At 62.1% G+C, this 26,463-nt stretch carries 27 protein-coding genes and 1 riboswitch; of the genes, 17 read left to right on the top strand and 10 right to left on the bottom strand.

Features of this window, described 5'->3' with window-relative positions:
* Nucleotides 1–43: 43 nt before the first annotated feature.
* The 9 genes from mdcA to madM all read left to right on the top strand — a co-directional run bounded on the left by mdcA (nt 44) and on the right by madM (nt 7,173).
* On the top strand, nt 44–1,714 hold the full coding sequence (gene mdcA, locus AACW30_RS00765) for a malonate decarboxylase subunit alpha (RefSeq protein WP_200622184.1): 1,671 nt from the start codon (nt 44–46) through the stop codon (nt 1,712–1,714).
* Nucleotides 1,715–2,548, top strand: a complete 834-nt coding sequence (locus AACW30_RS00760) for a triphosphoribosyl-dephospho-CoA synthase (protein ID WP_200622182.1) — start codon at nt 1,715–1,717, stop codon at nt 2,546–2,548.
* Entirely contained in the window at nt 2,548–2,847 is a 300-nt protein-coding gene (locus tag AACW30_RS00755) for a malonate decarboxylase subunit delta (protein WP_056857713.1), read from the top strand. Before AACW30_RS00760 ends, AACW30_RS00755 begins: the two co-directional genes overlap by 1 nt.
* Complete coding sequence (locus tag AACW30_RS00750) at nt 2,840–3,682, top strand: biotin-independent malonate decarboxylase subunit beta (protein ID WP_106575658.1); 843 nt, start codon at nt 2,840–2,842, stop codon at nt 3,680–3,682. The genes AACW30_RS00755 and AACW30_RS00750 overlap by 8 nt, the downstream gene beginning before the upstream one ends.
* Nucleotides 3,679–4,449, top strand: coding sequence for a biotin-independent malonate decarboxylase subunit gamma (gene mdcE, locus AACW30_RS00745; protein WP_200622180.1), 771 nt, complete (start codon nt 3,679–3,681; stop codon nt 4,447–4,449). Before AACW30_RS00750 ends, mdcE begins: the two co-directional genes overlap by 4 nt.
* The gene (locus AACW30_RS00740; RefSeq protein ID WP_200622178.1) at nt 4,443–5,039 is read left to right on the top strand and encodes a malonate decarboxylase holo-ACP synthase; all 597 of its coding nucleotides are present in this window, start codon (nt 4,443–4,445) and stop codon (nt 5,037–5,039) included. Before mdcE ends, AACW30_RS00740 begins: the two co-directional genes overlap by 7 nt.
* Complete coding sequence (mdcH, locus tag AACW30_RS00735; protein WP_200622176.1) at nt 5,036–5,935, top strand: malonate decarboxylase subunit epsilon; 900 nt, start codon at nt 5,036–5,038, stop codon at nt 5,933–5,935. Before AACW30_RS00740 ends, mdcH begins: the two co-directional genes overlap by 4 nt.
* A 67-nt stretch (nt 5,936–6,002) precedes the next feature.
* Complete coding sequence (gene madL, locus AACW30_RS00730; RefSeq protein WP_106575654.1) at nt 6,003–6,407, top strand: malonate transporter subunit MadL; 405 nt, start codon at nt 6,003–6,005, stop codon at nt 6,405–6,407.
* Between the two features lies 1 nt (nt 6,408).
* Nucleotides 6,409–7,173, top strand: coding sequence for a malonate transporter subunit MadM (gene madM / locus AACW30_RS00725; protein WP_119737496.1), 765 nt, complete (start codon nt 6,409–6,411; stop codon nt 7,171–7,173).
* Between the two features lie 106 nt (nt 7,174–7,279).
* Here the strand turns inward: madM and AACW30_RS00720 are convergent, their stop codons facing one another.
* Genes AACW30_RS00720 through AACW30_RS00710 form a run of 3 tightly spaced genes read right to left on the bottom strand, consistent with a single transcriptional unit; the run spans nt 7,280 to nt 9,346 of the window.
* A complete protein-coding gene (locus AACW30_RS00720) occupies nt 7,280–8,200 on the bottom strand; it encodes a LysR family transcriptional regulator (RefSeq protein ID WP_119737498.1) in 921 nt (306 codons plus the stop codon).
* 37 nt (nt 8,201–8,237) lie between these two features.
* On the bottom strand, nt 8,238–8,780 hold the full coding sequence (locus AACW30_RS00715) for a chromate transporter (RefSeq protein WP_106575651.1): 543 nt from the start codon (nt 8,778–8,780) through the stop codon (nt 8,238–8,240).
* On the bottom strand, nt 8,780–9,346 hold the full coding sequence (locus AACW30_RS00710; RefSeq protein ID WP_106575650.1) for a chromate transporter: 567 nt from the start codon (nt 9,344–9,346) through the stop codon (nt 8,780–8,782). The genes AACW30_RS00715 and AACW30_RS00710 overlap by 1 nt, the downstream gene beginning before the upstream one ends.
* A 237-nt stretch (nt 9,347–9,583) precedes the next feature.
* On the opposite strand from AACW30_RS00710, the gene trhA reads away from it, so the two are divergent.
* Complete coding sequence (trhA, locus tag AACW30_RS00705; RefSeq protein ID WP_124418644.1) at nt 9,584–10,201, top strand: PAQR family membrane homeostasis protein TrhA; 618 nt, start codon at nt 9,584–9,586, stop codon at nt 10,199–10,201.
* A gap of 143 nt (nt 10,202–10,344) precedes the next feature.
* On the opposite strand, the gene AACW30_RS00700 is transcribed toward trhA, so the two are convergent.
* On the bottom strand, nt 10,345–11,247 hold the full coding sequence (locus AACW30_RS00700; RefSeq protein WP_106575648.1) for a LysR family transcriptional regulator: 903 nt from the start codon (nt 11,245–11,247) through the stop codon (nt 10,345–10,347).
* Nucleotides 11,248–11,355: 108 nt separating this feature from the next.
* On the opposite strand from AACW30_RS00700, the gene AACW30_RS00695 reads away from it, so the two are divergent.
* Together AACW30_RS00695 and AACW30_RS00690 are read left to right on the top strand one after the other, a co-directional pair.
* Nucleotides 11,356–12,597, top strand: a complete 1,242-nt coding sequence (locus tag AACW30_RS00695; RefSeq protein ID WP_200622174.1) for a D-amino acid dehydrogenase — start codon at nt 11,356–11,358, stop codon at nt 12,595–12,597.
* A 28-nt stretch (nt 12,598–12,625) separates the two neighbouring features.
* Nucleotides 12,626–13,528 carry a transporter substrate-binding domain-containing protein gene (locus AACW30_RS00690; RefSeq protein WP_200622172.1) on the top strand — a complete coding sequence of 301 codons (903 nt, stop codon included), beginning with the start codon at nt 12,626–12,628 and terminating at the stop codon, nt 13,526–13,528.
* 130 nt (nt 13,529–13,658) lie between these two features.
* Here AACW30_RS00690 and AACW30_RS00685 read toward each other — a convergent pair whose 3' ends face one another.
* Nucleotides 13,659–14,378: a 16S rRNA (uracil(1498)-N(3))-methyltransferase gene (locus AACW30_RS00685; protein WP_119737511.1), complete on the bottom strand. Its 720-nt coding sequence runs from the start codon at nt 14,376–14,378 to the stop codon at nt 13,659–13,661.
* Nucleotides 14,379–14,410: 32 nt separating this feature from the next.
* Nucleotides 14,411–15,817 carry an adenosylmethionine--8-amino-7-oxononanoate transaminase gene (locus AACW30_RS00680; protein ID WP_119737513.1) on the bottom strand — a complete coding sequence of 469 codons (1,407 nt, stop codon included), beginning with the start codon at nt 15,815–15,817 and terminating at the stop codon, nt 14,411–14,413.
* Nucleotides 15,818–16,090: 273 nt separating this feature from the next.
* On the opposite strand from AACW30_RS00680, the gene AACW30_RS00675 reads away from it, so the two are divergent.
* Both AACW30_RS00675 and AACW30_RS00670 read left to right on the top strand, forming a co-directional pair.
* Entirely contained in the window at nt 16,091–16,642 is a 552-nt protein-coding gene (locus AACW30_RS00675) for a cytochrome b (RefSeq protein WP_106575643.1), read from the top strand.
* A gap of 32 nt (nt 16,643–16,674) precedes the next feature.
* Nucleotides 16,675–17,271: a YceI family protein gene (locus AACW30_RS00670; protein WP_106575642.1), complete on the top strand. Its 597-nt coding sequence runs from the start codon at nt 16,675–16,677 to the stop codon at nt 17,269–17,271.
* A 68-nt stretch (nt 17,272–17,339) separates the two neighbouring features.
* On the opposite strand, the gene AACW30_RS00665 is transcribed toward AACW30_RS00670, so the two are convergent.
* From AACW30_RS00665 to ahcY, 4 genes are all read right to left on the bottom strand, one after another.
* Nucleotides 17,340–19,226, bottom strand: coding sequence for a DEAD/DEAH box helicase (locus AACW30_RS00665; protein ID WP_106575641.1), 1,887 nt, complete (start codon nt 19,224–19,226; stop codon nt 17,340–17,342).
* A gap of 221 nt (nt 19,227–19,447) precedes the next feature.
* A complete protein-coding gene (locus AACW30_RS00660; RefSeq protein WP_200622170.1) occupies nt 19,448–20,239 on the bottom strand; it encodes a substrate-binding periplasmic protein in 792 nt (263 codons plus the stop codon).
* A gap of 130 nt (nt 20,240–20,369) precedes the next feature.
* The gene (metF, locus tag AACW30_RS00655) at nt 20,370–21,215 is read right to left on the bottom strand and encodes a methylenetetrahydrofolate reductase [NAD(P)H] (protein WP_200622168.1); all 846 of its coding nucleotides are present in this window, start codon (nt 21,213–21,215) and stop codon (nt 20,370–20,372) included.
* Between the two features lie 177 nt (nt 21,216–21,392).
* Nucleotides 21,393–22,802 (bottom strand): adenosylhomocysteinase, encoded by a 1,410-nt coding sequence (ahcY, locus tag AACW30_RS00650; protein WP_106575638.1) that lies wholly within the window; start codon nt 22,800–22,802, stop codon nt 21,393–21,395.
* A gap of 21 nt (nt 22,803–22,823) precedes the next feature.
* A riboswitch (S-adenosyl-L-homocysteine riboswitch) is annotated at nt 22,824–22,930 on the bottom strand.
* Nucleotides 22,931–23,128: 198 nt separating this feature from the next.
* On the opposite strand from ahcY, the gene AACW30_RS00645 reads away from it, so the two are divergent.
* The 3 genes from AACW30_RS00645 to AACW30_RS00635 all read left to right on the top strand — a co-directional run bounded on the left by AACW30_RS00645 (nt 23,129) and on the right by AACW30_RS00635 (nt 26,423).
* Nucleotides 23,129–23,533 carry an acyl-CoA thioesterase gene (locus tag AACW30_RS00645; protein WP_064454506.1) on the top strand — a complete coding sequence of 135 codons (405 nt, stop codon included), beginning with the start codon at nt 23,129–23,131 and terminating at the stop codon, nt 23,531–23,533.
* A gap of 76 nt (nt 23,534–23,609) precedes the next feature.
* The gene (locus AACW30_RS00640; protein WP_200622165.1) at nt 23,610–24,494 is read left to right on the top strand and encodes a formate/nitrite transporter family protein; all 885 of its coding nucleotides are present in this window, start codon (nt 23,610–23,612) and stop codon (nt 24,492–24,494) included.
* Nucleotides 24,495–24,560: 66 nt separating this feature from the next.
* Nucleotides 24,561–26,423 carry a DUF3857 domain-containing transglutaminase family protein gene (locus AACW30_RS00635; protein WP_200622163.1) on the top strand — a complete coding sequence of 621 codons (1,863 nt, stop codon included), beginning with the start codon at nt 24,561–24,563 and terminating at the stop codon, nt 26,421–26,423.
* Nucleotides 26,424–26,463 lie beyond the last annotated feature (40 nt).

Here is a 26,463-nt window from a genome sequence, read left to right as displayed (position 1 = left end):
CTCCTAAGGTACAGCCCACGACAGCAAACCCCGTGGAGCGACCATGACAACAACCATCACCCCCGACTCGCGCTGGACGCGGCGGCGCGACGAGAAGCAGCGGCGCCTCGGGCTGGTCAAAAAATACGCAGACGGGGCGGTGTTGCCCAGTGACAGAATCGTCGAGGCGCTGGAAGCGCTGATCCTCCCCGGCGACCGCGTGGTGCTGGAGGGCAATAACCAGAAGCAGGCCGACTTCCTCTCGCGCTCCCTGGCCAAGGCCGACCCGGCCAAGCTCCACGATTTGCACATGATCATGCCCAGCGTCGGGCGTTCCGAGCATCTGGACCTGTTTGAAAAGGGCATCGCGCGCAAGCTGGATTTCTCCTTTGCCGGCACCCAATCCCTGCGCATCAGCCAGTTGCTGGAAGACGGCCTGCTGGAAATTGGCGCGATCCACACCTACATCGAACTCTATGCGCGGCTGGTGGTGGACCTGATCCCCAACGTCGTGCTCTCGGCCGGTTTCATGGCCGACCGCGCCGGTAACATTTACACCGGTGCCAGCACCGAAGACACCCCGGCGTTGATCGAGCCGGCAGCATTCAGCGATGGCATCGTCATCGTGCAGGTCAACCAGTTGGTGGATGACGTCACCGATTTGCCCCGCGTCGACATCCCCGCAAGCTGGGTGGATTTTGTGGTGGTGGCCGACAAGCCGTTCTACATCGAGCCGCTGTTCACCCGCGACCCGCGCCATATCAAGCCGGTGCATGTGCTGATGGCGATGATGGCGATCCGTGGCATTTACGAAAAACACAATGTGCAGTCGCTCAACCACGGTATCGGTTTCAATACGGCCGCCATCGAATTGATCCTGCCGACCTACGGCGAATCCCTCGGCCTCAAAGGCAAAATCTGCCGCAACTGGACCCTCAACCCGCACCCAACCTTGATCCCTGCCATCGAAAGCGGCTGGGTCGAAAGCGTGCATTGCTTCGGTACCGAATTGGGCATGGAAAACTACATCGCCGCACGGCCTGATGTGTTCTTCACCGGCCGCGACGGCTCGATGCGCTCCAACCGCATGTTCTGCCAGCTCGCCGGCCAATACGCCGTGGACCTGTTTATCGGCGCCACCCTGCAAGTGGATGGCGACGGGCATTCTTCCACAGTGACCCGTGGTCGTCTCGCCGGGTTTGGTGGTGCGCCGAACATGGGCCACGACCCACACGGTCGTCGGCATGGCACTCCGGCCTGGCTGGATATGCGCCACGACGACGCGCCGGAAGCCCTGCTCGAACGCGGCAAAAAACTCGTGGTGCAGATGGTCGAAACCTTCCAGGAAGGCGGCAAACCGACCTTTGTCGAGACCCTCGACGCGGTGGAAGTGGCGCGCAAAAGCGGCATGCCGCTGGCGCCGATCATGATCTACGGCGACGACGTCACCCACTTGCTCACCGAAGAAGGCATCGCCTACCTGTACAAGGCGCGTTCGCTGGAAGAGCGCCAGGCGATGATCGCCGCCGTCGCTGGCGTCACCGCCATCGGCCTGCGCCACAACCCCAAGGACACCGCGCGCATGCGCCGCGAAGGCTTGATCGCGTTGCCCGAAGACCTCGGCATCCGCCGTACCGACGCCACCCGCGAGCTGTTGGCCGCCAAGAGCGTGGCCGACTTGGTGGAGTGGTCCGGTGGCCTGTACAACCCGCCCGCCAAATTCAGGAGCTGGTAAATGCGCGCCCTCAAATTGCATGAACTCAGCCTGGCTGATCGCTTGGCAGACATGGCGGTCGACGCATTGATAGATGAGGCGGACTTGTCGCCAAAACCGGCCTTGGTGGACCGCCGCGGCAATGGCGCCCACAGCGATTTGCACCTGGGCCTGATGCACGCTTCGGCGCTGTCGCTGTGGCCGATGTTCAAGGAGATGGCGGAAGCCGCGCTTGAGTTCGGTGAAGTCGGTTTGCCCTTGCGCGAAGCACTCGGGCGCATTGGCCGTGAAGGCGAGCAGGCGATGCTCACCACCACCAATGGCGTGAACACTCATCGCGGCGCGATCTGGGCGCTCGGTTTGCTCACTGCTGCGGCGGCGCTGGAACCACGCAGCGTCACGCTGACGGCGGCCAAGCTGGCCCTGCTCAACGACCGCTACGCCCCACAGCCGATGAGCCACGGCGCCCAGGTTGCGCAACGCTACGGCGCACGCGGTGCCCGTGAAGAAGCACAACTGGGCTTCCCGTCCGTGATGCAGCGCGGCCTGCCGCAACTGCACAAAAGCCGCCGGCAAAACGCTGGCGAACAGAACGCCCGCCTGGACGCCTTGCTCGCCATCATGACCGACCTCGCCGACACCTGCGTGCTCTACCGCGCAGGCACCGAAGGCTTGCACGCCATGCAACGCGGCGCTCAAGCCGTACTGGATGCAGGCGGCAGCGCGACCCTCGCGGGCCGGCGCCAACTGCACGAACTCGACCAACAATTGCTGGCCCTGAATGCCTCCCCCGGCGGCGCCGCCGACCTGTTGGCCGCCTGCCTGTTTATCGACCGCCTCGACGGAGCGTTTTGATGGAAACCTTATCCTTTGAATTCCCCGCCGGGCAGCCGCCCAAAGGCCGTGCGCTGGTGGGTTGCGTCGGCTCCGGCGACCTGGAAGTGCTGCTGGAGCCGGGCACGCCCGGCACGCTGACCATCCAGGTGCAGACCTCGGTGAATGGCGCCGAACAACGCTGGCAGCATCTGTTCGAGCGGATCTTCCAGGAGCACACGCCACCCGCTTTGAAGATTGATATCCACGACTTCGGCGCCACGCCCGGCGTGGTGCGTTTGCGTCTGGAGCAAGGCTTCGAGGAGATCGGCCATGACTGACTTGCTCAGCAAACACAGCTTCGTTGAGTTGGGGGCCCGGCAGCGGGCCAAGGCCTTGCTGGACGCCGGCACGTATCGCGAACTGATCGACCCCTTCCAGCGCGTGATGTCGCCGTGGCTCAGCCGCCAGGGCGTGGTGCCCCAGGCCGATGACGGCGTGGTGATCGCCAAAGGCAGCATCGCCGGAAGGCCGGTGGTGGTGGCCGCTATCGAAGGTAACTTCCAGGGCGGCAGCCTCGGTGAAGTCGGCGGTGCAAAAATGGCCGGTGCGCTGGAATTGGCGGCCGAAGACAACCGCAAGGGCATCCCGACCGGCGCGGTGCTGTTGCTGGAAACCGGCGGCGTGCGCCTGCAGGAAGCCAACCTTGGCCTCGCGGCGATTGCCGATATCCACGCGGCGATTGTCGACCTGCGCCAGTACCAGCCGGTGATCGGCGTAGTGGCCGGCAGTGTTGGCTGCTTTGGCGGCATGTCCATCGCCGCTGGGCTGTGCAGCTATCTGGTGGTGACCCGCGAAGCGCGCCTGGGCCTGAATGGTCCGCAAGTGATCGAGCAGGAAGCCGGGCTGGACGAATACGACTCCCGCGACCGCCCGTTTATCTGGAGCCTCACGGGCGGCGAACAACGCTTCAACAGCGGCTTGGCCGACCGCTACGTGGCGGACGATGTGGCGCAGATTCAGCAGACCGTTACCGAGTTGCTGCAACAAGGCTTGCCCACACAACAACGCAGCCGTCAGGTCGATTTTTACCTGGCGCGTCTGGCCGAGCTGGACGCCACGCCGCAGATCGACGCGGCGACGGTGCGCGACCTGTACCAAGGAGATCGCTCATGAGAGGCCTGCAGTGGTTCAACGCATTGAGTGCCGGCGCCACACCTGTGGATGGTTTGCCGGCCTCGCTGAAAGTCGCCGACGGCGTATTGGGTGAGCAAGCCGTGCGCTTCATCGCCGTGGTCACCGACGCGCACAACCGCTTCGCGCGTGCGCGCAATGGTGAAGTCGGCCTGCTGGAAGGCTGGGGCCTGGCCAAGGCGGTGGACGATGCCATCGCGCGCGGTGACAAGCGCCCGATCATCGCCATCGTCGATGTGCCCAGCCAAGCCTATGGCCGTCGCGAAGAAGCCCTCGGCATTCATCAGGCCCTGGCCGCCGCTGCCGACAGCTACGCCCGCGCGCGGTTGGCCGGCCACCCGGTGATTGCGCTGCTAGTGGGCAAGGCCATGTCCGGCGCGTTCCTCGCCCACGGCTACCAGGCCAACCGCCTGATTGCTCTGCGCGACCCCGGCGTGATGGTGCATGCGATGGGCAAGGCCTCGGCGGCGCGGGTGACCCTGCGCAGTGTCGAAGAGCTGGAAGCCCTGGCCGCCAGCGTGCCGCCGATGGCCTATGACATCGACAGTTATGCCAGCCTTGGTTTGCTCTGGGAGACGCTGTCGGTCAGCCAGATTGAACACCCTACGGCGGACGACGTGGTGCGCGTCAGTGATTGCCTGCTGCACGCCATCAACGATGTCGCGGGCCCCGATTTAAAAGGGCGCCTGGGCGCCACCCACCGCGCCGCCTCCAGCCACGTGCGCCAACTGCTGCGGGAGCAATGGTGAACGCCCACGATTTGCTCTGGGGCATGACCCCGGCGCATCTGCCCGCCGACGCGCCGGCTTGGGTGGTGGAGGCGATCAACGCCGGCCATCCGGTGGTGGTGCGTCGCGCCATCGCCGAGCCGGGCCAGGTGGCCGTCGGCGTGCGCGGGCGTTTGCGTGAGCAGCGGTTTGCGGCGGTGATGCCCATCGCGGCGGTGCAGCGGCGAGTAGTGCCCGAGGCACTGTGCGGTGTGACCTCATCACGGGATTTACCGGCGTTGCGCGCGCTCGATCTACTACGACCCGTGTTAGCGCAGGAGGCGTGGGGCGTCACCGGCAGCGCCGGTTTCGAGTTGGCCAGCGGAATTGCAGCGCTGCATGCGCAGAGCGACCTGGATTTGATCCTGCGCACGCCCCAGCGGCTGGAGCGCGGTGATGCCGAGGACCTGCTCGCGATATTGCACACGGCGCCGTGTGCCGTGGACCTGCAACTGCAAACCCCGTTTGGCGCCGTCGCCTTACGCGAATGGGCGGGTGGCTCGCGCCGAATACTGCTGAAAACCGTCGGCGGCGCGCACTTGGTGGTTGACCCGTGGCAGGCGGTGGCATGAGCAGCCTTCTGGTGTTTCCGGGGCAGGGCGCCCAGCGTACGGGCATGCTCCGCGCGCTGGCGGCCGACGTTCTGGATGAAGCCAGTGATGCCTTGGGTGAAGACGTTCGCCTGCTCGATTCGGCGCAAGCCTTGGCGAGTACGCGCGCTGTTCAACTGTGCCTGCTGATTGTCGGCGTGGCCCATGCCCGTCAGCTGCAACACACGCCGGATTACGTGGCGGGCCTGTCCATCGGCGCCTACCCGGCGGCCGTTATCGCGGGCGCCCTGGGGTTTGCCGACGCGGTAAAACTGGTCAGCCTGCGCGGCGAGCTGATGCAACACGCTTATCCACAAGGCTACGGGATGACCGCACTCATCGGCCCTGAGTTATCCACAGTCGAAAAAATACTGAGCGAAATCCACAGCCCGCAAACGCCGGTGTATTTGGCCAACATCAACGCCGACAACCAAACCGTCATTGCTGGCAGCGATGAAGCGATGAAGCGCGTCGCGGCGCGCATCAAGGGCAACGGCGTCGCCAAGCGCCTGGCCGTCAGCGTGCCGTCCCATTGCGCGCTGCTGGAGGCGCCTGCCCAGGCGCTGGCGCAAGCATTCGTTGCGCTCAAGGCGCCGCGCATTACTTACCTGAGCAGCACCCGCGCGCGGCCGATCCACAACCCCGAGCAGCTGCGCGACGACCTGGCCTTCAACATGTGCCGCATCGTCGATTGGCGCGGCACCGTGCAAAGCGCCTACGAGCGTGGCGTGCGCCTGCAAATCGAGCTGCCGCCGGGCGCGGTGCTCACCGGCCTGTCACGCCGCGTGTTCGAGCAGGGCACGGTGATCGCCTGCGAAGGCGCGCGCCTGGACACCTTGCAGGCCCTGCTGCAAGAGGAGGAACGCCGCCACCGATAAAGCACCACCCAAGGCTTTCGAAGCACAAAAACAACAATTTCGATGAAGCACTTTGAGGACAACAACGATGATTATTTATGGTGTGGCCTTGTTGGCGATCTGCATGTTGGCGGGTGTGATCCTCGGCGACATGCTCGGCGTGTTGCTGGGCGTAAAATCCAATGTGGGCGGCGTTGGGATCGCCATGATCCTGCTGATCTGCGCGCGCTTGTGGATGCAAAAACACGGTGGCATGACCAAAGACTGCGAAATGGGCGTGGGCTTTTGGGGCGCCATGTATATCCCGGTGGTGGTGGCGATGGCCGCGCAACAAAACGTCGTGACCGCGCTGCACGGCGGCCCGGTCGCGGTGCTGGCGGCCATCGGTTCGGTGGTGGTCTGCGGCTGCACCATTGCCCTGATCAGCCGCACGCACAAGGGCGAACCCTTGCCCGCCGAAGAGCCGCTGATCGCTGCTGCGGGAGGTCGCTGATATGTGGCCTCTGATCGAAAAAGGTTTGGAAAATAACAGCCTGGTCACCGCGTTTGCCTTTGTCGGGGTGGTGATGTGGGTTTCCGTGGTGCTGTCCAAGCGCCTGACGTTCGGGCGCATTCATGGCTCGGCGATTGCCATCGTGATCGGGCTGGTGTTGGCCTGGGTCGGCGGCACGCTCACCGGCGGGCAAAAAGGCCTGGCGGACATGGCGCTGTTCTCCGGCATCGGCTTGATGGGCGGCGCGATGCTGCGCGATTTCGCCATTGTTGCCACCGCGTTTGAAGTGCAGGCCACCGAAGCGCGCAAAGCCGGGCTGATCGGTGTGATTGCGTTGCTGCTCGGCACGATCCTGCCGTTTATTGTCGGCGCGAGCATGGCCTGGGCGTTTGGCTATCGCGATGCGATCAGCATGACCACCATCGGCGCGGGCGCCGTGACCTACATCGTTGGCCCTGTGACCGGTGCGGCGATTGGCGCGACCTCGGATGTGATGGCGCTGTCGATTGCCACGGGGCTGATCAAGGCGATTCTGGTGATGGTCGGCACGCCCGTGGCGGCGCGCTGGATGGGCCTGGATAACCCGCGCTCGGCGATGGTGTTTGGTGGGCTGGCCGGCACGGTGAGTGGGGTCACGGCGGGGTTGGCGGCGACGGATCGGCGGTTGGTACCGTACGGGGCGTTGACGGCTACTTTCCATACCGGGCTGGGGTGTTTGCTTGGGCCTTCGTTGTTGTACTTCATCGTGCGCGGGATCGTTGGCTAACCCCGTAATTCAAGTTGATTGGTCTGGCCTCTTCGCGAGCAAGCCCGCTCCCACATTTGGAATGCATTTCAAATGTGGGAGCGGGCTTGCTCGCGAAAGCGGTTTGTCAGGTTGGCACCTGGCGGTTGGCATACATCCGGCACTCTGCCAACAACGCCAGCAAATTCGGATCACGCTCCTTGGCCTTCAAAAACACCACGCCAATGTGCTGCTGCAGCCGGTACCTGGGCTGCAGCGGTATCAGCTTCACACGGTTCTCATACACCGCCGCAATCCGCCCCGGCAGCAGTGCATAACCCACGCCCGAACTGACCATGCTCAGCAAGGTGAAGATGTCATTGACCTGCATCGCCACCTTCGGCTCAAACCCCGCCTGGTTGAACACCCGGTTGCCATCCTGGTGCGTGGCGAAGCCTTGGGTGAGGGTGATGAAGGTCGCGTCGCGCACATCGGCCAGGTCGATTTCCTGCTCGCGATCGAAGGGTGAGTCGGCCGGGGTGGCGAGGAAGATGTCGTCGGTGAACAGCGCGATCTGTTCGCAATCGGGGTCGTTGGCGCGTTCGTCGAGGGAGATCAGGATCGCATCGACTTCCATGTTCTTGAGCTTGTAGAGCAGGTCAAAGTTGGAGCCCAGGATCAGGTCGATATTGAGTTCGCTGCGCCTGATTTTCAGGCCCATGATCAGCTGCGGTACGGTTTTGACCGTCAGCGAATACAGCGAGCCGAGCTTGAAGCGCTCAGCCGAGAACCCCGCGGCTTCGCGGGTCAGGCGCACGCTGTCGACCACGTCGGCTACCAGCTTTTGCGCGCGCTCTTCCAGCACGTAGGCGCTTTCCAGCGGGGTGAGGTTGCGCCCTTCGTGTTTGAACAGCGGGCAGCGCAGCGCGTTTTCCAGCGAGTGGATGGCGCGGTGCACGCTGACGTTGCTGGTTTGCAGCTCGGCGGCGGCGCGGGCCAGGTTGCCGGTGCGCATGAACGCCAGGAAGATCTCGAGCTTCTTGAGGGTGAATTCTTCGTCGATCAGCATGGCCGTGGCTCTTAGTCGAATGCCCTCGATTGTGCCCCTAAAACCAGTTCACTCCCAGCCATGCACTGCCCAGGCCCAACAGCACGCCGCAGATGATCAGCCAGATCGCGTTGAGCCGCGTGTAATACACCACGGCGGCGCTGGCCAGGGTCAGCACCAGGCTGGTCGCGTTGTTTTCCAGGCTGTTCATCAGGATGTAGGTCGAGGCGAGGATCAGGCCGATGGAGATCGGCAGCAGGCTGCGTTTAACCCGTTGCACCCACGGCGTTCGGGTGTGCCGTTCCAGCCAGCCGGCGCCCAGGTAAGCCAGCACCGAACAGGGCACCAGCTTGGCCAATAACGCCACCAGCGCGCCAGGCAAGCCCGCCGCCTGTTGGCCGATAAACACCAGGAACATGCCATTGGGCCCTGGCAACGCCTGGGACAAGGCGAAGAAGGCGACAAATTGCGCGTCGGTGATCCAGTGCATGTCGACCACGGTGTAGCGATGGATATCGCCGATGGCCACCGTGTTGCCGCCAATCGCCATCAACGACCACAGCGCGCATTGGATCATCAGGTGCAGCAGGACGGTCTGCATCAGCCGGCCACCTTGTTCGAACCGATAAAGCTCAAGGCCAGGGAGCTGGGAATGCAGATCAGCAAGACCATCCACAGCGGCAACACAAAGACGGCCATCAATACGAAGGTCAACACGAAGGCGCTGTAGTTGGCGAGCGTGCGCGGCATGGCCTTGAGCAGGCGCAGCGTGGTGCCGAGCATCAAACCCGTGGCAATCGGCATCACCGCGCCGAAGATCTGCTGTACCACGTCGTGACTCCACCACTTGGCATAGGCAAATCCGGCGAGCACGGTGATCAACGAGGGGAACAGGTACAGCCCACAGACGGTCACAACCGCACCGGGCAAGCCATGCAGGCGCCGCCCGTAGATGATGCCGACGTTGGCGATATTCGGGCCGGGGAAGAACTGGCCGGTGGTCAGCAGTTCATTGAAGCTTTGCTCGCTGACCCAGCGGCGCCGGTCGACCATCATCTGCCGCGCCCAGGGCATCACGCCGCCAAAGCCGAACAGGCCGACCATGGCAAAGTTGTAAAACAGCTGCCATAGGCTGGGATGAGGCGGGGCGGGTTCTAGCTCGGGCATGGCAATTACCGATAGGACGCTTTTACGTGGGCGCTGGCTTGCCTGCGATTGCGGCGTAACAGTCGAAAGAGAGGTTGAATGTTAGGCCCTTATCGCAGGCAAGCCAGCGCCCACAGGATGAAGCGAATCATCTATGGACGTGGGTATTTGGGCAAATGAAGAAAGGGTGTTACCTGATATGGGTAGGGTGGCGTCAGAATGCTCAAGGTGGTAACCGTTATGCGAGGTGAGTGACACATGTATCACGGGGAACGATTTAACGCCTGGAGCCATTTGGTCGGGGCGGTTGCAGCTTTTGTTGGCGCAGTGTGGATGTTGGTGGTGGCAAGCCTGGATGGCAGCCCCTGGAAGATTGTCAGCGTGGCGATTTATGGTTTTACGCTGCTGGTGCTGTACAGCGCGTCCACCGTGTACCACAGCGTGCGCGGGCGACGAAAAGAGATCATGCAGAAGGTCGACCACTTTTCGATCTACCTGTTGATCGCGGGCAGCTACACGCCGTTTTGCCTGGTGACGCTGCGCGGGCCGTGGGGCTGGACACTGTTCGGAATCGTGTGGGGGCTGGCGGTGATCGGCATCCTGCAGGAGATCAAGCCGCGCTCCGAGGCGCGCATCCTGTCGATTGTGATTTACGCGGTGATGGGCTGGATCGTGCTGGTGGCGGTCAAACCGCTGATTGCCGCGTTGGGCACGGCGGGGTTTGTATGGCTGGCCTCGGGCGGGGTGTTGTACACCGTCGGGATTATCTTTTTTGCCCTGGAAGATCGCCTGCGCCACTCCCATGGCATCTGGCATTTATTCGTGATCGGCGGCAGCCTGCTGCATTTTGTGGCGATCATGCATTACGTGCTCTAACAGGCGGCGCGGGCAAAAACTGTGGGAGCGGGCTTGTGTGGGAGCGGGCTTGCTCGCGAATGCGGTGTATCAGTCGCTGGATGCGTTGAATGACACACCGCTTTCGCGAGCAAGCCCGCTCCCACACTGGTTGGGTGGTGTTATCACAAGCGTTCTAGCCGTTCACGGGCGCGCTTGCCGAAAATCTGCAGCAGGCTGGCCAGCATATGCGGCGGCGGCTCATCGGCGCGGGTCAGCGCGTACAGGGTGATCGGCAGCGGCGGGGTGAGCGTGCGGATGCAGGTGGTGGCCGTCGATGCGCCGAGGGCGGTGAAGGGATCGATCACGGTCAGGCCGGCGCCGGACTCCACCATGGCCCGGGCCAGGGAATAAGTCTGGACAGAAATGGTCACTCGTGGCGGCGGGTCGACGTTTTCCAGGTAGCTGTCGAGCTTTGCCGCCAAGGGGTCGGCACTGGACAGGCCAATCAACGGCGCCCCCGCCAGGTCAGCCAGTGGCAACGGTTTGCTCATCTCGGCCTCAGGCCAGTAACCCTTGGAAGCCAACGCCACCAGCACCCCATTGGCCAACACTTGCGTGGTTAAACCCGGATGGCCGGAGAAGTTGAGCGTCAGCGCCAGGTCGATCTCACGCATCAACAGCTTCTGCACCAGCTCACGGCTGTGGTCGCTGGACAGCTCGCAGGCGATGTCCGGGTAGGCGCGCTTCCACTCCAGAATCGAAGGCGGCAGCAGTGACAATGCCAGGGCAGGGATGGCGCCTATCCTCACACTTTGCCCAGGTTCGCGGCGCAAGCTCTTGGCCAGCCGCCGCACACCTTGCAGGCTCTCGGTGACTTTCTCGACTTCGCGTTCCAGCGCCAGGGCTTCCGGGGTGGGCTGCAGTTTGCCGCGCACGCGCAGAAACAGCGGAAAGCCCAGTTGCAGCTCGGCGTGCTGCAACACCTTGGTCACCGCCGGTTGCGAGACGTGCAGCAACTGCGCGGCGGCGCTGACGGAGCCGGTCTGGCGGATGGCCTGGAAGATTTCGATATGACGCAAGCGCATGGCACGTCCATAACCTTTGTTTATAGGTGAGCCATCTTTATTCATTGTCGGTGGCCTGTCACCTGCCGCTAGGCTTGAGGCCTGTCAATTCAATTGCGGGTGAGGGGAATGGCCAAGCGGGTTTGCATCATCGGCGGCGGTGTCATCGGTCTGGCGAGTGCATACGCCCTGGTGCGCGCAGGCCATGAGGTCACGGTGATCGACGCGCGCGACAGCCTGGGCAGCGAAACCAGTTTTGCCAACGGCGGGCAACTGTCTTACCGCTATGTCGCGCCGCTGGCCGACGCCGGCGTGCCCCTGCAAGCGCTGGGCTGGCTGCTGCGTGGGGACTCGCCGTTGACCCTGCGTCCGCGTCTCGATCCCCGGCAATGGCGCTGGATGGCGTCCTTCCTGGGCGCCTGCCGGGGTTCGGTGAACAAGCGTAATGCCGCTCACCTGCTGCGCCTGGCGTCTTTGAGCCAGGCCACCTTGCAGCAATGGCGCGAGGATGATCGCCTGGACGGCTTCGACTGGCGGCGCAACGGCAAGCTGGTGACCTTTCGCAGTGCCGGCACCTTTGAGCTTGCGCGCAGCAAGGTCACCGATTTTCTGCAACAGCAGGTGCTGTCGGCCGCCGAGTGCGCGTGCCTGGAGCCGGCGCTGGTGGGGGATGGTTTTGTCGGCGGTATTTACACGCCAAATGAAGAGGTCGCAGATTGTCATGCCTTCTGCCAACGACTGGCCGCGCGGCTTGAGGCTTCCGGGCGCTGCTCGTTTTTGCTTGGCCGCAAGGTCACGGGACTACGTCACGGCGACGGTGCGGTGCAGGCCATCGATCTAGGCGATGAAATGATGCCGGTGGACCAGCTTGTAATCGCCGCCGGGCATCGCAGCGCCGAGTTAGCGTTGCCTGGCGTGGCCCTTGCGCTGTATCCGCTCAAAGGCTACAGCCTGAGCGTGCCGATTGACGCGCAGCACCAGGCGCCGAATGTGAGCATCACCGATTACGACCGCAAGATCGTCTACGCGCGGATCGGTGAGCAGCTGCGAGTCGCCGCGATGGTGGATATTGTCGGTTTCGACGCCCGCCTTGAGCCCAAGCGCCTGGCGCTGATCAAACGCCAGGCGCTGGAGACCTTTCCCCATGGCGGCGATTACGCCCAGGCGGTCGAATGGGCCGGCATGCGCCCGGCCACGCCGACCGGTGTGCCGCTGATTGGCGCGAGTGCTTATCGCAATCTGTGGCTGAACCTGGGCCACGGTGCGCTCGGCTTCACCTTGGCCTGTGGCAGCGGGCAACTGCTGGCCGAGCTGATCGGCCAGCAGGCGCCTTCCATTGATATGCAGGGCCTGGCGCCCCGCGCGGCTTGATTCGTCACACCACCAACGGAGAATAACAATGAAAAAAATCCTGTTGACCGGCTGCACCCTGGGGCTTTTGTTGGGCGCTCAGGCTCAGGCGACTGAAGCACCTCTGGACGGCACGTTGGGCAAGATCGCCAGCGCCAAGTCCATCACGCTGGGTTATCGCGATGCGTCTGTGCCGTTTTCCTACGTAGGTGACAACAGCGGCCAACCCATGGGCTATTCAGTAGAGTTGGCGAGCAAGATCGTCGAGCGCATCCAGCAGAAAATCGGCGTGGCTAACCTTGGCGTAAAGTACACCCTGGTGACGTCCCAGACCCGCATCCCGCTGGTGCAGAACGGCACTGTGGACCTGGAATGCGGCTCCACCGGGGTGACCGCCGAGCGCCAGAAACAGGTGGCGTTTTCGTACGGGTTTATCTACGTGAAGGGCCAGTTGCTGAGCGCCAGGGACAGCGGCATCAACGGGTTTGACGACCTCAAGGGCAAGAACGTGGTGACCACCGCCGGCACCACCAATGAGCGGTACCTCAAGCGCTACAACGCCGAACACAACAGCAACATGTCGGTGATCAGTGCCAAGGACCACGGCGAAGCCTTCAAGATGCTCGAGACCGGCCGCGCGGCGGCGTTTTACATGGACGATGCGCTGCTCTACGGCGAGCGCGCCAAGGCCCGCGACCCGCACCGCTGGGTGGTGGTGGGCAAGGAGCAGTCGCGGGAGATCTACAGCTGCATGGTGCGCAAGGACGACCCGCAGCTTCTGGCGGTGGTCAACGAAACGCTGGCTGACCTTTACCGCTCCGGGGAAATCAACGGGATTTACCAGCGCTGGTTTGAACAGCCGATCCCGCCCAAGGGCTTGAACCTGGAATTCCCGATGACGGCTGAGTTGAAGGCGATTATCGCCAAGCCGGTCAGTGACCCGGTGGACTGACAACCCAATCCAAAATGTGGCAGCGGGTTTGCTCGCGAAGGCAGTGTGTCAGTTGATAAACAGGCTGACTGATCCACCGCATTGGCGAGCAAGCGCGCTCCCACATTGGGTTAGGGTTTGCACAGCGGGGTTAGAAGTCGCCCCACAGTTGCTGGGCGACGGCCAGCGCCACCACTGGCGCCGTCTCAGTGCGCAGCACGCGCGGGCCGAGGCGGGCGGCGTGGAAGCCGGCGCTTTGGGCGGTGTCGACTTCGTTATCGGTCAAGCCACCTTCAGGCCCGATCAAAAACGCCAGGCTGGCAGGCTTGGCATGGCTGATCATCGGCGCGGCCACCGGGTGCAGCACCAGCTTCAACTGCGCCTCGGCCTGCTTCAACCAGTCTGCGAGCAGCAGCGGCGGATGAATCACCGGCACCGTCGAACGCCCGCATTGCTCGCACGCGCTGATCGCCACCTGGCGCCAGTGCAGCAGGCGCTTGTCGGCGCGCTCGTCCTTGAGGCGCACTTCGCAGCGGTCGCTGAAGATCGGCGTGATTTCATTCACGCCCAGCTCGGTGGCTTTCTGAATCGCCCAGTCCATACGCTCGCCCCGGGACAGGCCCTGGCCGAGGTGGATGTGCAGCGGCGATTCGCTCTGGCCTGCGAAACTTTGCGTGAGCTGCACGCTGACGCGTTTTTTACCGACCTCCAGCAACGTGCCCAAAAACTCCTGGCCGGAGCCGTCGAACAGTTGCACGGCATCGCCTTCGCCCATGCGCAATACACGGCTGATGTAGTGGGCCTGGGCTTCGGGCAGTTCGTGCTCGCCAAGGCTCAGCGGGGTGTCGGTGAAAAAGCGGGACAGTCTCATTTCTGTTCTCTGGAAAATTTAAGTAGGTGCTATCAGCCCGGATCACGGAAGCCTGGGTGGAAGTCTTTCGGCACCGCAACGCTGACTTTATCGTTGGTGGCGATATCGATGCCTTCACTGGCCACTTCAGCCAAAAAGTCGATCTGCTCCGGTGTGATCACATACGGCGGCAGGAAATACACCACGCTGCCCAACGGCCGCAACAGCGCGCCGCGCTCCAGGGCATGTTCGAAGACTTTCAGGCCACGGCGTTCCTGCCACGGGTAGGCGGTCTTGGTGGCTTTGTCCTGGACCATCTCGATGGCCAGCACCATGCCGGTCTGGCGCACTTCCGAGACGTGCGGGTGGTCCGCCAGGTGCGCGGTGGCGGTGGCCATGCGCTGGGCCAGCGCCTTGTTGTTTTCGATGACGTTGTCTTCTTCGAAAATATCCAGGGTCGCCAGGGCCGCCGCGCACGCCAGCGGGTTGCCGGTGTAGCTGTGGGAGTGCAGGAAGGCGCGCAGGGTCGGGTAGTCGTCGTAGAAGGCGTCGTAGACATCGTCGGTGGTGACCACGGCGGCCAACGGCAGGTAGCCGCCGGTGAGGGCCTTGGACAGGCACAGGAAGTCCGGACGGATGCCGGCCTGTTCACAGGCGAACATCGTGCCGGTACGGCCGAAGCCCACAGCGATTTCATCGTGGATCAGGTGCACGCCGTAGCGGTCGCAGGCCTCGCGCAGCAGCTTGAGGTACACCGGATGGTACATGCGCATGCCGCCGGCGCCCTGGATCAGCGGTTCGACGATCACGGCGGCGACGGTGTCGTGGTTTTCGGCAAGGGTCTGTTCCATGGCCAGGAACATGTTCCGGGAATGTTCTTCCCAGCTCATGCCGTCGGGGCGCAGGTAGCAGTCCGGGCTCGGCACCTTGATGGTGTCCAGCAGCAAGGCCTTGTAGGTTTCGGTAAACAGCGGCACATCGCCTACCGACATCGCGGCGATGGTTTCGCCGTGGTAGCTGTTGGTCAGGGTCACGAAGCGCTTTTTGTTCGGCAGGCCGCGGTTGAGCCAATAGTGAAAGCTCATCTTCAACGCGACTTCGATGCACGACGAACCGTTATCGGCGTAGAAGCAGCGGGTCAGGCCTTCGGGCGTCATTTTGACCAGGCGTTCGGACAGCTCGATCACCGGCTGGTGGCTGAAACCGGCGAGGATCACGTGTTCCAGTTGGTCGACCTGATCCTTGATGCGCTGGTTGATGCGCGGGTTGGCGTGGCCGAATACGTTGACCCACCAGGAACTGACCGCATCGAGGTAGCGCTTGCCTTCGAAGTCTTCCAGCCACACGCCTTCACCGCGCTTGATCGGGATCAGCGGCAGTTGCTGGTGATCTTTCATTTGGGTGCAGGGATGCCACAGCACCGCGAGGTCGCGTTGCATCCACTGGTTATTCAAGCCCATCGGTTATCTCCTCGAAGCGGTCCTGCGGCCGGCGCAGGCGTAACAATCGCGCAAGCCTATGCAATGCCAGGCGGTGCCACAACCCATTACGGATGAATTGGCAGTAAACGCGGGACGGTCTGTCACGTTTCTCAGGAATAGTCCTTAATCCATTGTTAACGTACTGTGCATAACCTCTTGATCGTATTTCTCGATATTTCAAAGCGAAATTTTCCGCTTTAATTCGATAGGTAAATCGCTAGTCTTGGGCACAGTTCTTACGGGATTTGGGACATGCAGCTACGTAATTCACCGGCCCGCTATGGTTGGGTCAGCATGGTTTTGCACTGGGGCGTGGCCCTGGTGGTGTTTGGTTTGTTCGCGCTGGGCCTGTGGATGGTCGGTCTCGACTACTACAGCGCCTGGCGCAAAGACGCGCCCGACCTGCACAAGAGCATCGGCATCACGCTGTTCGCCATCATGCTCGTGCGCATCGTCTGGCGTTTGGTCAGCCCGCCACCACCGCCGCTGGCCAGCTACAGTCGTTTGACCCGTTTGGGCGCTGCGTTTGGCCATGCGTTCCTGTATCTCGGGCTGTTTGCCGTGATGATTGCCGGTTACCTGATTTCCACCGCAGACGGTGTCGGTATCCCGGTGTTTGGCCTGTTTGAGATTCCTGCCGTGGTTTCCGGACTACCGGACCAGGCAGACACCGCCGGTGTGGTGCACTTGTACCTTGCCTGGGTGTTGGTGGTCTTTGCCGGTTTGCACGGCGTGGCTGCATTGAAACACCACTTTATCGATCGTGATGCGACCCTCCTGCGAATGCTGGGGCGCAAAGCCTGATGTTCAACCTCGACTCACAAGGAATAGAAAGCATGTTGAAAAAGACACTCGCCGCTCTGGCAATCGGTTCTGCCCTGCTGTCCGCCGGTTCAGCGATGGCCGCTGACTACGTGATCGACAAAGAAGGCCAGCACGCCTTCGTCGACTTCAAGATCAGCCACTTGGGCTACAGCTACATCACCGGTACCTTCAAGGACCTGGACGGCAAGTTCAGCTTCGACGCTGCCAAGCCTGAAGACGCCAAGATCGAAGTGAACGTGCGCACCGCCAGTGTGTTCACCAACCACGCCGAACGTGACAAGCACATCGCCAGCAAAGACTTCCTGGACGTTGCCAAGTTTGCCGACGCCAAGTTCGTGTCCACCAAGGTCACGCCAACCGGCAAGAATGCTGATGGCAAAGTCACTGCTGACGTAGCAGGCGACCTGACCCTGCTGGGCGTGACCAAGCCAGTAGTGGTCAAGGCCACGTTCCTGGGTGAAGGCAAGGATCCATGGGGCGGCTACCGTGCCGGCTTCGAAGGCACCACCACCATCAATCGCCAGGACTTCGGCAAGCAGATGGACCTGGGTCCAGCGTCCAACTCGGTTGAGTTGTACGTGACGTTTGAAGGTGTGAAAGCGAAGTAATTTTCGCCTCACACACAAAAATGCCCCGCATCTTTGGATGCGGGGCATTTTTTATGGCGCGTTGAAAATCAGCGGTTGCGGGTCAGCAACGCCGGTTTTTCACCACGAGGACGGCCTGGCAGTTGATCCAACTGCTCGGGTGTCGGGAAGCGGTCAGCCTTCGACTCCTTGTGGATGATCTTCGGCGCCGGGCCACCGCGCGGGTTCTGCACGGCAGGTTCGGACGAGCGTGGCTGGTCGTCACGGGCCGGGCGGCGGTTGTTGCTGCGCGAGTCTTCGCGACGGGCTTGACCGTCACGCGGTGCGCCATTGCGTGGGCCGCTGCGTTTGGCAGGTGGCGTGCCGGTGGTGCCGCCGCTGCTGTTGCGCGGACCATTCTGACGGCCGCCCTGCGGCTGGCCGCCACGTGGAGCGGCTGCGCCTGCACCCTGTGCCGGTGCACCTGGACGACGGCCACGGCCCTGGGCCGGTTTGGCCTGAGGCACGTAGTCGACGCGGTTACCGAAGTTGTCCACGTCGTCGTCGAGGAACTCGTCCGGGGCGCGGTCGGCGGCGGCGCGTGGCGGCTGGCTTGGCTGGCGCTGTTCGCGGGCCGGGGTGCCTTCGCGCGGCTTTTGCTCACGGGCTGGGCGTTCGCCACGGCCGTTGGTGGGCGCTTTGTCCTTGCCGCCTTTGTCCTTGCCTTTGTCGCGACGGCCACCGCCACCACCGCCGCCGTTCGGGCCATCGCCCTTCGGACCGCGTGGGTTGCGTGGGTTACGCACATCCGGACGCTCGCGCACTTCAGGCTTTTCAGCCTCTACGGCGCTGGCATCGAAGCCCATCAGGTCGCCGTCGGCGATTTTCTGCTTGGTCATGCGCTCGATGCTTTTCAGCAGTTTTTCTTCGTCCGGGGCGACCAGCGAAATGGCCTCGCCCGAACGCCCGGCACGGCCAGTACGGCCGATACGGTGCACATAGTCTTCGTCGACGTTTGGCAGCTCGAAGTTGACCACGTGTGGCAGTTGGTCGATATCCAGGCCGCGCGCGGCGATGTCGGTGGCGACCAGGATGCGCACTTCACCGGCCTTGAAATCGGCCAGGGCTTTGGTGCGCGCGTTCTGGCTCTTGTTGCCGTGGATGGCGACGGCGGTGAGGCCGTGCTTGTCCAGGTACTCGGCCAGGCGGTTGGCGCCGTGCTTGGTGCGGGTAAACACCAGCACTTGTTCCCAGGCGCCGGCGGTGATCAGGTGGGCCAGCAGCGCACGCTTGTGGCTGGCAGCCAGGCGGAATACGCGTTGCTCGATGCGCTCGACCGTGGTGTTCGGCGGCGTGACTTCGATGCGTTCCGGGTTGTGCAGCAGCTTGCCGGCCAGGGCAGTGATGTCCTGAGAGAACGTTGCCGAGAACAGCAGGTTCTGACGTTTGGCCGGCAGGCGTGCGAGAACCTTTTTCACGTCATGGACAAAGCCCATGTCGAGCATGCGGTCGGCTTCGTCCAGCACGAGGATTTCCACGTGGGACAAGTCAACGCTGCCTTGGCCGCACAGGTCGAGCAAACGACCCGGGCAGGCGACCAGCACGTCAACACCGCGGGACATGGCCTGAACCTGTGGGTTCATGCCGACGCCGCCGAAGATGCAGGCGCTGACGAACTTCAAGTCGCGGGCATACAGCTTGAAGCTGTCGTGCACTTGGGCGGCGAGTTCGCGGGTAGGGGTCAGGACCAGTACGCGCGGTTGGCGCGGGCCGTGACGCTGGGATTTGTCCGGGTGACCGTTGGGGAACAAGCGCTCCAGAATCGGGAGGGCGAAACCACCGGTTTTACCAGTACCTGTCTGAGCCGCAACCATCAGGTCGCGACCTTGCAACACGGCGGGAATGGCCCGCTGTTGCACCGGAGTAGGCTCGGTATAGCCCGCTGCCTCGATGGCGCGGACTAAAGCCTCGGAGAGACCGAGGGAAGCAAAGGACATGAGTAATCCTGTTTTAGTTAGGGCTTGGCCCAAAGGGATAATCTTGCCGGGCGTGAATGGCGCTTAGGGGAGCGCAACCCCGTCCGGTCCTGCTGCGTCTGGCGGGCACTCCACCGGCTCGCGCGGGCTGAAAGCTGCGCAGTAGCTGGGTTAGGTGCCTTTTTCAAGACCTCAGCGGCCGGGCGTGAGCCTGGCGGAAAGGCCGGAGTATAACAGAGCAATCACGGCGCGCCGCTTTCCTGCTGCTCAACGGTGTGTTCAGAGGCCGTGATGGCCTGGATTCCGCCGTATTTTGCGCTCAAGGCGGCGTAGGCCGGCTCTTGTTTGAAGCGCTTGAGCTCGGCGGCGAAGCGCTGCACCAGCAAGTCCATGCCGGCGCCACGGCGCACGGCAAGAAACTGCGGCTGGCGGCTGACCACCACGGGCGCCTGGCTGACCTTACCCTCCAGGCCCATGGCCTTGATCACATGCTGGCCCACTCGGCGGTCCGTAATGACCAGATCGATGCGCCCCAGCGACAGCTTGCCGAAGTTGGCCTCATGGCTGGGCGCCGGCTCGCGGTTGAACAAGGTCGACTCGCTGAAATCTTCGCCATAGAGGTAGCCAGGGGATGTACCGACGGTGAGCCCGCGCAAATCATCGAGGGTTTCGGCCGGATGAGGGCGGTCGTTGGCGTAGAACAGCACGAATTCGACATCCGACAGCGGCTCGCTGGGGTAAAGCAGCAGGGCGTCGCGCTCATGGCTGTGAAAGATGTCCAGTGCGCCATCGGCGTGGCCCTGGTCGAGCATCGCCAGGCAGCGCTTCCAGGGCAGGAATTGCCATTGCACGTCCACGCCCAGGCGTTGGAATACGGTCACCGTGGTTTCGTAATCCAGCCCGCGCATGCTGCCTTTGTCGTCGTAGACGTAGGGGGCCCAGGGCTCGGTGACAATGCGCAGTTTCTCACCGTAAGCGGTGAGGCTCAGGCAAGTAAAAAACACAGCAGTCAACAACTTGAGAATGACAGGCATGCCCTGAGGTTACGACGCTCTTGCGCTAAAGAGAAGCTCTGGCGCAAGCATTCGCGGGCACGTTGATGTGGCGCATTTAAAACAAAAAGGCCCTCGTATTGACGAGGGCCTTTGAGTCACGGAGCAAGCCTCAGCGTGGCAGCTTGAGGTTGTTCCAGATGGCCAGGCTCGGTTCGGCCTGGTTCAGGGTGTAGAAGTGCAACCCTGGCGCGCCGCCTTGCAGCAGTTGTTCGCACATCTGGGTGATGACCTGCTCGCCAAACGCCTGGATGCTCTTGACGTCGTCGCCGTAGGCTTCCAGTTGCTTGCGCACCCAGCGCGGGATTTCAGCGCCGCAAGCGTCGGAGAAGCGCGCCAGCTTGCTGTAGTTGGTGATCGGCATGATGCCCGGCACGATCGGGATGTTCACGCCCATGGCCCGTACACGCTCGACGAAGTAGAAATAGCTGTCGGCGTTGAAAAAGTACTGGGTGATCGCACTGTCGGCGCCGGCGTTGGCCTTGCGCACGAAATTCTGCAGGTCGTCTTCGAAATTGCGTGCCTGGGGATGCATCTCCGGGTACGCCGCCACTTCGATATGGAAGTGATCGCCGCTTTCTTCACGGATGAAATTCACCAGGTCATTGGCGTAGCGCAGCTCACCGCTGGCCATGCCCATGCCGGACGGCAAATCGCCACGCAGGGCGACGATGCGCTTGATGCCGGCTTGCTTGTACTGGGTCAGCAGGCCGCGCAGGTCGGCTTTGCTGTCGCCCACGCACGACAAGTGCGGAGCGGCGGGAACTTTGACTTCGCTTTCCAGCTGCAACACGGTGTTGATCGTGCGATCACGGGTCGAACCGCCGGCGCCGTAGGTGCAGGAGAAGAAGTCGGGGTTGTAACTGGCCAACTGCTTGGCGGTCGCCATCAGTTTTTCATGCCCAGCATCGGTCTTGGTCGGGAAGAACTCGAAGCTGTAGCGACGGTCTTGGGACATGGTAATACCCTTGAAAACTCATAAAACCGGGAGATGTACGCCGTCAATGTGGGAGGGGGCTTGCCCCGATGACGATGTATCAGTCGACATAGTTGTTAACTGACATTCCGCTATCGGGGGCAAGCCCCCTCCTACATTAGAAGCCCGCTCCCACAAGGGGAGCAGGCAGCAGGCATATCAGTAGCGGTAAGCGTGCGGCTTGAACGGGCCTTCAACCGTCACGCCGATGTAGTCGGCCTGGGTCTTGGTCAGTTGAGTCACTACGCCGCCAAAGCCGCGGACCATTTCCAGGGCCACTTCTTCGTCGAGTTTCTTGGGCAGCACTTCCACGGTCAGGCGCTCGGCTTTCTGGGCTGGCGACAGGTCGGCGTACTTCTGGCCGAACAGGAAGATCTGCGCCAGAACCTGGTTGGCGAACGAGCCGTCCATGATGCGGCTTGGGTGGCCAGTAGCATTGCCCAGGTTAACCAGACGGCCTTCAGCCAGCAGGATCAGGTAGTCGTCGTTCTGTGGGTCAAAATCGCCAGCGCCGGTGCGGTGAACCTTGTGCACCTGCGGCTTCACTTCTTCCCATGCCCAGTTTTTGCGCATGAAAGCGGTGTCGATTTCGTTGTCGAAGTGACCGATGTTGCACACCACAGCGCGCTTTTTCAGGGCTTTGAGCATGTTCGCGTCGCAAACATTCACGTTACCGGTGGTGGTCACGATCAGGTCGATCTTGCCCAGCAGGGCCTTGTCGACGCTCGCTTCGGTGCCGTCGTTCTGGCCGTTGATGAACGGCGAAACCACTTCGAAGCCGTCCATGCAGGCTTGCATGGCGCAAATCGGGTCAACTTCGGAGACTTTAACGATCATGCCTTCCTGACGCAGGGACTGGGACGAACCCTTGCCCACGTCGCCGTAGCCGATCACCAGGGCTTGTTTGCCCGACAGCAGGTGGTCGGTGCCGCGCTTGATGGCATCGTTCAGGCTGTGACGGCAGCCGTACTTGTTGTCGTTCTTGCTCTTGGTCACCGAGTCGTTGACGTTGATGGCCGGGATTTTCAGCTCGCCCTTGGCCAGCATGTCCAGCAGGCGGTGCACGCCGGTGGTGGTTTCTTCGGTCACGCCGTGGACGCGGTCGAGGATCTGCGGGTACTTCTTGTGCAGCAGCTCAGTCAGGTCGCCGCCGTCGTCGAGGATCATGTTGGCGTCCCATGGCTTGCCATCTTTGAGGATGGTTTGCTCCAGGCACCACTCGTACTCTTCTTCGGTCTCGCCCTTCCAGGCATAGACCGCGATGCCGGCAGCAGCGATAGCAGCAGCGGCCTGATCTTGAGTCGAGAAAATGTTGCAGGACGACCAACGCACTTCGGCGCCCAGCGCGACCAGGGTCTCGATCAGCACGGCTGTCTGGATGGTCATGTGGATGCAGCCGAGAATCTTCGCGCCCTTGAGCGGTTGCTCGGCGGCGTATTTGCGACGCAGGCCCATCAGGGCAGGCATTTCGGATTCGGCGATAAAGGTTTCGCGACGGCCCCAGGCAGCGAGGGACATGTCGGCGACTTTGTAGTCGGTGAAATCTGCAGGCGTGATTACAGCGCTCATGAAGAGCCTCCATTCGTAGTGTGCGAATGGGCGCCGTTGTGCGTTTAGTATCAAACCCGATAAACCAGGCCTGACAACGCCCCATCCGAGCCTGACAGGTCGAGCCTGCTGCAGCGCCCCTCGGACAGGTGGCGGGAGAACGGTATCAATCAGAGATGACCGTTTTGAAGCGGTGGCGATTATAGCTGTGTGCGCCAGACTTCCCAAGCCTTTCTGTCGGGCATATGAAGATCGCTCATGGGCTTGATAGGCAATGGCTCATAGAGCTTGGGCCTGGGCTCTGCCATGATGTTGCCCATCATTTCGCAATACGCTTTGGAGTGACCATGAACTTCCACACCCGCAAATGGGTAAAACCCGAAGACCTCAACCCCAACGGCACCCTGTTCGGCGGCAGCCTGCTGCGCTGGATCGACGAAGAAGCGGCCATTTACGCGATTGTGCAATTGGGCAACCAGCGCGTGGTGACCAAATACATCTCCGAAATCAACTTCGTCAGCGCCTCGCGCCAGGGCGACATCATCGAGCTGGGCATCACCGCCACCGAGTTCGGCCGCACCTCCATCACCCTGACCTGCGAAGTGCGCAACAAGATCACGCGCAAAAGCATCCTGACCGTAGAAAAAATGGTCTTCGTCAACCTCGGCGAAGACGGCTTGCCGGCGCCACACGGTCGCACTGAGATCAAGTACGTGAAGGACCAGTTCCAGGAAGACGGCATCAAGGACTAATCCTGCCGCTGGCCAGTGAACGCTATTGATAGGTCAAAGGTCGTACCTGAACAACGCCCCCCGTTCAGGTATCACCATGGCTACGCAAACAGACGGCAAGACCCCTAACCTGTCGCAGGAAGAACAGCACGACGTCGACAAGAACCAGCCGCCTCGCGCGGCGGTTCTGCATGAAATCATCCGCACCCAGGGCGATCAAGAACTGGAACGCACCGTGGCCGCATTGTGGTGGTCGGCGCTGGCCGCCGGCCTGACCATGGGCCTGTCGTTGATGGGCATGGGCCTGCTCAATTCGCGGCTACCGGACGGCGAAGGGTTCAAAGTGATCGCCAGTTTCGGGTACTGCGCAGGTTTCCTGGCGGTGATCCTCGCCCGTCAGCAGTTGTTTACCGAAAACACCCTGACGGCCGTGCTGCCGGTAATGAGCAAGCCAACCCTGGCCAACGCCGGACGCTTGCTGCGCCTGTGGACAGTGGTGCTGGTGGGCAACCTGTGCGGCACCTTGCTGGTGGCGTATGTGATGCTGCATTTGCCGATCTTCGACACCAAGACCGACATGGCCTTCCTCGAAATCGGTCGCAAAGTCATGGAAAACGACCCCGGCCAGATGTTCGCGAAGGGCATTATTTCCGGCTGGATGATCGCCACCATGGTATGGATGATCCCGTCCATGGAAAGCGCGAAAATGTTCATCATCATCCTGATTACCTACCTGATGGCGCTGGGTGACTTCACCCATATCGTCGTCGGGTCGGCGGAAGTCTCGTACCTGGTGTTTGCGGGCGAACTGCCGTGGAAGGATTTCTGGCTGGTGTTCGCCGGGCCGACGCTGGCGGGCAACATCATCGGCGGCAGTTTCATCTTTGCGCTGATCAGCCACGCACAGATTCGCAGCGAAAACAGTTTACCGGGCGAGACCGCAGACCCGCGCCACCCCCAGCAGGTCAACAAAGAGCGGTAAGCCGATTCGTCATAAATGAATGGCAAAGTCGCTGCGCGGCTTTCCATTCATGAAAGAAGGATCTTTATGCGGGCTTCCCCTTTTTTACGGGTGCGCAATGGGTGCGCGCTGATCGTGGCGCTGGGCGTGTTCGGCATGGCGCAGGCCAGGGACGATGCGGCGGATCGCTCGGTGACCATCGAAAAGAATACTCAACACTACGTGATCAACGCCGACGGCAGTTATGTGCTGCAGGCCGATAAGGTCACGTTGATCAACGAAGAGCGAGCCATCAGGTTCAGTGCCCAGCAGGCGGTCAGTTACAACCGCTCGCTGGACAGCCTGGAGATTGTCGAAGCCTTCACGCTCAAGCCCGACGGGCGCAAAGTGAGGGTCACCGCGCCGCAGATCAGGGAGCAACAGGAGCAGGCGTCGGCGAATGCCCCGATGTTTCAGGACTCACGGGTCAAAGTGGTGATTTTTCCTGAGGTGGCGGTAGGGGATCGTTTGAGCCTGCGCTACACACGAACGCGCAAGCCGGCATTGTTCCCTGGCGAGTTCACCGACTTCGCCACGCCGAGCCTGAGCCAGACCCAGGATTACAGCCTGACCTATGACCTGCCGGCCGACAAACCCTTGTATGCCGAGGCTCGGGGTTTCAAGGCGGCCCCTGCGCAGGCCACGGCCGGGCGCAAGGTCTACCGTTGGGACTATGTGCCGGTTGACAAACTCCGACCTGAGCAGAGTGCTGTGGCCTACACCGACTATGGCCAAATCCTCGCCGTTTCGACCTTTGCAAACTACCAAGACCTGGCCAAAGCGTACCAGGCACGGGCCCAGGTCGAGGTGACGCCGCAAATCACTGAGTTGGCGCACACGCTCACGGCCGACGAGCCAACGCCTCGGGCCAAAGCCCTGGCGCTCAGTGACTGGGTGCGCAAGAACATCCGTTATGTGGCGGTGTACATCGATGCCGGCGGCGTGGTGCCACACTCGGCGCAGTCCGTGCTGGATAACCGTTACGGCGACTGCAAGGACCATGTAGCCTTGCTCGAAGCCATGCTCAAGGCCGTGGCCATCGACAGCTCGCCGGCGCTGATCAACCTGGGCAATGCCTACACCTTACCCACGGTGGCCGCGTTACGTGTGATCAACCATGTGATCACCTATGTGCCCAGCCTTGACCTGTACCTGGACTCTACCGCCCGTTTCATCGCCGCCGGTTACCTGCCGCTGCAGGACCTGGATAAGCCAGTGTTGTTGACGCGCACCGGCGAGATGGCGCGTACCCCGGCCACTCAAGCTGGCAAGTTGTCCAGTGAGTTGGTGTTCAAGATCGATGACACGGGCGCGGCGGATTTTACCCAAACGTCTCTGGCCGAAGGTTGGCGCACGGAAGCGATGCGTTTTGGTATCAGGTCGCTGCCGCCGACGGAGCGTGAGCAGATCATTCAGAAAACGCTACGCAGCCATGGCCTGACGGGCAGCGGTGCGCTGCAAACAGATGCACTCGACGGGGATGGGTCCGGCTTCAACACCACGTTGGCCGGGCGCACGGAAAACCTCGTGAACTTGCCGGGGCCGATCGGCGTGCCGGCCCTCAGTCGGCTGGGCAGCAATATTGCTCAGGACGTGCAGGCCCTGTCGGTGGAAAAGGAGCGGCTGCAGAACTTCAGCTGTTTCGCCAACCAGAGTATTGAAAAGGCCCGCTTCGAGTTTCCCGAAGGGGTGAATATTCTGGCGGTGCCCAAGACCGTTTCGCTTAAGGGCGCGGATGTTACCTACGACGCCCGTTATGAGCGCAGCGGCAACACCGTACTGGTTTCCCGCACCCTGGCGTTCAGTCATCCCGAAGCGGTGTGCAGCCCAGCGTGGTTCAAGGCGATGCAGCCGATGATCGAGGCGATGTTCAATGACCTGAAAAGCCAGATCATCGTGCAGACCCTCTGACCGTAAGGCGGGCGGCGAAGTCAGCTCGCCGCCCGTGTCC

The organism is Pseudomonas sp. MF6747 (genome assembly GCF_963890955.1).
GTDB lineage: Bacteria > Pseudomonadota > Gammaproteobacteria > Pseudomonadales > Pseudomonadaceae > Aquipseudomonas.
Note: the sequence above shows the minus strand (reverse complement) of the source record. Positions and strands in the feature narration are given on the sequence as shown.

Coding starts and splice junctions, on each gene's coding strand:
- mdcA (WP_200622184.1), top strand. CDS start 44: ATGACAACAACCATCACCCCCGACTCGCGCTGGACGCGGCGGCGCGAC.
- AACW30_RS00760 (WP_200622182.1), top strand. CDS start 1,715: ATGCGCGCCCTCAAATTGCATGAACTCAGCCTGGCTGATCGCTTGGCA.
- AACW30_RS00755 (WP_056857713.1), top strand. CDS start 2,548: ATGGAAACCTTATCCTTTGAATTCCCCGCCGGGCAGCCGCCCAAAGGC.
- AACW30_RS00750 (WP_106575658.1), top strand. CDS start 2,840: ATGACTGACTTGCTCAGCAAACACAGCTTCGTTGAGTTGGGGGCCCGG.
- mdcE (WP_200622180.1), top strand. CDS start 3,679: ATGAGAGGCCTGCAGTGGTTCAACGCATTGAGTGCCGGCGCCACACCT.
- AACW30_RS00740 (WP_200622178.1), top strand. CDS start 4,443: ATGGTGAACGCCCACGATTTGCTCTGGGGCATGACCCCGGCGCATCTG.
- mdcH (WP_200622176.1), top strand. CDS start 5,036: ATGAGCAGCCTTCTGGTGTTTCCGGGGCAGGGCGCCCAGCGTACGGGC.
- madL (WP_106575654.1), top strand. CDS start 6,003: ATGATTATTTATGGTGTGGCCTTGTTGGCGATCTGCATGTTGGCGGGT.
- madM (WP_119737496.1), top strand. CDS start 6,409: ATGTGGCCTCTGATCGAAAAAGGTTTGGAAAATAACAGCCTGGTCACC.
- AACW30_RS00720 (WP_119737498.1), bottom strand. CDS start 8,200: ATGCTGATCGACGAAGAATTCACCCTCAAGAAGCTCGAGATCTTCCTG.
- AACW30_RS00715 (WP_106575651.1), bottom strand. CDS start 8,780: ATGCAGACCGTCCTGCTGCACCTGATGATCCAATGCGCGCTGTGGTCG.
- AACW30_RS00710 (WP_106575650.1), bottom strand. CDS start 9,346: ATGCCCGAGCTAGAACCCGCCCCGCCTCATCCCAGCCTATGGCAGCTG.
- trhA (WP_124418644.1), top strand. CDS start 9,584: ATGTATCACGGGGAACGATTTAACGCCTGGAGCCATTTGGTCGGGGCG.
- AACW30_RS00700 (WP_106575648.1), bottom strand. CDS start 11,247: ATGCGCTTGCGTCATATCGAAATCTTCCAGGCCATCCGCCAGACCGGC.
- AACW30_RS00695 (WP_200622174.1), top strand. CDS start 11,356: ATGGCCAAGCGGGTTTGCATCATCGGCGGCGGTGTCATCGGTCTGGCG.
- AACW30_RS00690 (WP_200622172.1), top strand. CDS start 12,626: ATGAAAAAAATCCTGTTGACCGGCTGCACCCTGGGGCTTTTGTTGGGC.
- AACW30_RS00685 (WP_119737511.1), bottom strand. CDS start 14,378: ATGAGACTGTCCCGCTTTTTCACCGACACCCCGCTGAGCCTTGGCGAG.
- AACW30_RS00680 (WP_119737513.1), bottom strand. CDS start 15,817: ATGGGCTTGAATAACCAGTGGATGCAACGCGACCTCGCGGTGCTGTGG.
- AACW30_RS00675 (WP_106575643.1), top strand. CDS start 16,091: ATGCAGCTACGTAATTCACCGGCCCGCTATGGTTGGGTCAGCATGGTT.
- AACW30_RS00670 (WP_106575642.1), top strand. CDS start 16,675: ATGTTGAAAAAGACACTCGCCGCTCTGGCAATCGGTTCTGCCCTGCTG.
- AACW30_RS00665 (WP_106575641.1), bottom strand. CDS start 19,226: ATGTCCTTTGCTTCCCTCGGTCTCTCCGAGGCTTTAGTCCGCGCCATC.
- AACW30_RS00660 (WP_200622170.1), bottom strand. CDS start 20,239: ATGCCTGTCATTCTCAAGTTGTTGACTGCTGTGTTTTTTACTTGCCTG.
- metF (WP_200622168.1), bottom strand. CDS start 21,215: ATGTCCCAAGACCGTCGCTACAGCTTCGAGTTCTTCCCGACCAAGACC.
- ahcY (WP_106575638.1), bottom strand. CDS start 22,802: ATGAGCGCTGTAATCACGCCTGCAGATTTCACCGACTACAAAGTCGCC.
- AACW30_RS00645 (WP_064454506.1), top strand. CDS start 23,129: ATGAACTTCCACACCCGCAAATGGGTAAAACCCGAAGACCTCAACCCC.
- AACW30_RS00640 (WP_200622165.1), top strand. CDS start 23,610: ATGGCTACGCAAACAGACGGCAAGACCCCTAACCTGTCGCAGGAAGAA.
- AACW30_RS00635 (WP_200622163.1), top strand. CDS start 24,561: ATGCGGGCTTCCCCTTTTTTACGGGTGCGCAATGGGTGCGCGCTGATC.